Source organism: Yoonia sp. (assembly GCF_017854415.1).
Lineage (GTDB): Bacteria > Pseudomonadota > Alphaproteobacteria > Rhodobacterales > Rhodobacteraceae > Yoonia.
Genome location: NZ_JAFMHR010000051.1, coordinates 1 through 3009, shown reverse-complemented (window position 1 = coordinate 3009; position 3009 = coordinate 1). Strand labels below are relative to the sequence as shown.

At 55.4% G+C, this 3009-nt stretch carries 3 protein-coding genes and 1 pseudogene; all 4 read left to right on the top strand.

The annotated features are described in order from the left end of the window. Positions 1-342: pseudogene (locus QZ197_RS07605) on the top strand (glucose-6-phosphate dehydrogenase); the annotation flags it as partial. A 38-nt stretch (positions 343-380) separates the two neighbouring features. Continuing rightward, entirely contained in the window at positions 381-1052 is a 672-nt protein-coding gene (pgl, locus tag QZ197_RS07600; RefSeq protein WP_296431279.1) for a 6-phosphogluconolactonase, read from the top strand. Between the two features lie 2 nt (positions 1053-1054). Continuing rightward, the gene (pgi, locus tag QZ197_RS07595; protein ID WP_296431278.1) at positions 1055-2656 is read left to right on the top strand and encodes a glucose-6-phosphate isomerase; all 1602 of its coding nucleotides are present in this window, start codon (positions 1055-1057) and stop codon (positions 2654-2656) included. Positions 2657-2707: 51 nt separating this feature from the next. Next, positions 2708-3009, top strand: a 302-nt coding sequence (locus tag QZ197_RS07590) for a prepilin peptidase (protein ID WP_296431277.1), incomplete at its 3' end; no start/stop codon positions are given.

Here is a 3009-nt window from a genome sequence, read left to right as displayed (position 1 = left end):
GGCATGGATTTGCAGGTCACGATCAAAGAACCTGGTCCGGGTGGTATGCGTCTGATTGATGTGCCTTTGGACATGACATTTGCAGATGCATTGGGCGAAGATGCAGAAGACGTGACCGACGCCTACGAGCGGCTGATCATGGATGTTATTCGCGGCAACCAAACCCTGTTCATGCGCGGCGACGAGGTCGAAGCGGCATGGGCATGGACCGATCCGCTGATTGAAGGTTGGGAAGCTCGCAATGACGTACCCAAAATCTATGACGCGGGGTCTGCCGGACCTGAGGATGCGATGATGTTGATGCACCGTGACGGACGTAAGTGGCGCGAGATCAAGGGCTGATCTGCCGCATGAAAACGCCTTTATGAAAGGATAACGTTATGAAAATTGTTGAATACCCAGATTCTGAAATGATGATGATGGACCTTGCTGATATCTTGGCAAGTGAGTTGGAAAACGCATTGCTTGGCAATGATTACGCGTCGCTTGCCGTCCCGGGCGGCACCACACCCGGCCCAATATTCGATAGCCTGTGCGCCGTCGATCTGGACTGGGGACGGGTACGCGTGATGCTCACGGACGAGCGTTGGGTTCCGGAAACGTCCCCACGTTCCAATACGCGGTTGTTGCGCGAACGTTTGCTTATTGAACGGGCAGCGGGCGCGACTTACCTGCCGCTTTATGCGGACGCGGAAACACCTGAAGAAAAACTGCCGGAATTGGCGGCAGCGCTAGCGCCTGAATTGCCGATTTCCGTCATGTTGTTGGGAATGGGCGCAGATATGCACACGGCGTCGATCTTTCCGGGGGCGGACCAATTGGATCATGCCTTGCACGGTGATGATCTGTTGGTGGCAATGCGTGCCCCCGGTGCGCCAGAGCCGAGGATCACGCTGTCCGCGAAGGTTCTAAAATCGGCAATGAGCCGCCACATCGTGATTGTTGGCGGTGAAAAACGCGCGGCATTGGAACGTGCGCGGCATCTGTCGGCGCAAGAAGCACCAGTCGCTGCAATTTTAAACGGATCAATCGTGCATTGGGCGGAGCGTTAAGCATGTGGGACAAACTCAAGGCGCATCACGCGCAAGTCGCGGACCGTCGTTTTGCCGATCTGGTCGATGAGGCCCGCGCTGCTGATTTCGTGGCGCAAATGGGCGATATGCGCCTTGATTACGCCAAGACCAATATAGACGCAGACGGGCGTGCGCTATTGCTCGCTTTGTTGGATGCCTCTGGCGTGGCGACAAAACGTGATGCGATGTTTGCGGGCCAGCCGATCAACGAAACCGAAGGCCGTGCTGTTTTGCACACCGCGTTGCGTAATCTTGATGGCGGTCCCGTCTTTGTCGACGGGCAGGACGTTATGCCGAACGTGTTAGAGACTTTGGCACGCATGGGCAGCTTTGCCAGTGACGTGCGTGATGGCGTATTTCAAGGGCAGGGCGGTAAGATCACCGATGTGGTCAATATCGGCATTGGTGGCTCTGATCTAGGGCCTGCGATGGCTGTCCAAGCACTTGCACCTTACCATGATGGACCGCGCTGCCATTTTGTAAGCAACGTTGATCCTGCTGATATTGCGGGCGTTTTACGCGGCTGTGATCCGGCGACTACACTTGTGATTGTCGCCTCAAAGACGTTCACAACGATTGAAACCATGACGAACGCGCGTACGGCGCAAGCTTGGATGAGCGACACGGTCACCGATACAGGTGCGCAGTTTGCGGCTTTGTCTACAGCTGCTGATAAGACGGCCGCTTTCGGTATCGATCCATCCCGTGTGTTCGGTTTTGAAGACTGGGTTGGTGGCCGCTATTCGATGTGGGGTCCGATTGGTCTGTCGCTGATGATCGCCGTGGGGCCGGACGCTTTTCGTGCGTTCTTGCGCGGCGCGCAGGACATGGACCGCCATTTTCAGGCCGCCGACTGGCAAGAGAACTTGCCTGCGATGCTGGCGCTTGTGGGGATCTGGCACAACCAAATTTGCGGATATACCACGCGCGCTGTATTGCCTTATGATAACCTTCTCAATCGTTTACCGGCCTATCTTCAACAGCTTGAGATGGAAAGTAACGGCAAGAGTGTCGCGATGGACGGCACGGATTTGACCGTGCACAGTGGTCCGGTCGTTTGGGGCGAACCGGGTACAAACGGCCAGCACGCGTTCTATCAATTGATCCACCAAGGCACCCGTGTGGTCCCGTGTGAATTCCTTGTCGCCGCACGCGGCCACGAAGACGCATTGCATCACCAACATCAGCTATTGGTCGCCAACTGCCTTGCCCAATCCGAAGCCTTGATGCGGGGGCGTACTTTGGATGAAGCCCGTGCGAAACTGGACGGAAAATTCGAAGGCGCAGAACTGGACCGCCAAGCCCGCCACCGCGTGTTCAAAGGCAACCGGCCTTCTGTAACGATCGCATATCCACAGCTGACCCCTGAAGTACTGGGGCAGATTGTGGCGCTCTATGAGCACCGTGTGTTCGTCGAGGGCGTTGTGCTTGGTATTAATTCTTATGATCAATGGGGGGTAGAGTTGGGCAAGGAATTGGCCACAGCATTGCAACCAGTGGTCGAAGGGCAAGTCGGCACTGGTGGCAAAGATGGCTCAACTGCCGCACTTGTCAGTTTTCTGCAAAGCCATGGGGTGTCTTAGGGTCATCTGTTTGCCATAAGCGGTCCTAAGACTTGGTAAAGGAACGCCCCGATGATCGCGCAATACGCAACATTCGCCATGGCCGCTATTTTGATTTCGGCGATGGCGCTGGAAATCAGAACTGGTCGCATTCCCAATTGGTTGAGTGTTTTACCGTTTGTGATTTTTGCGTCGGTCTTGGTTCTGGCTGACGACCGCGCTGGATTATATTGGCAATTGGCGCTTTCTGCTGGCGTGTTTGTGTTTGGCCTGATCATGTTCGCGATCGGTGGCATGGGGGCAGGCGCCGTCAAGTTAATGGCCGGAACGATATTGTTTGTCCCATGGGAAAACGCTTTTTACACCTTGCTGGT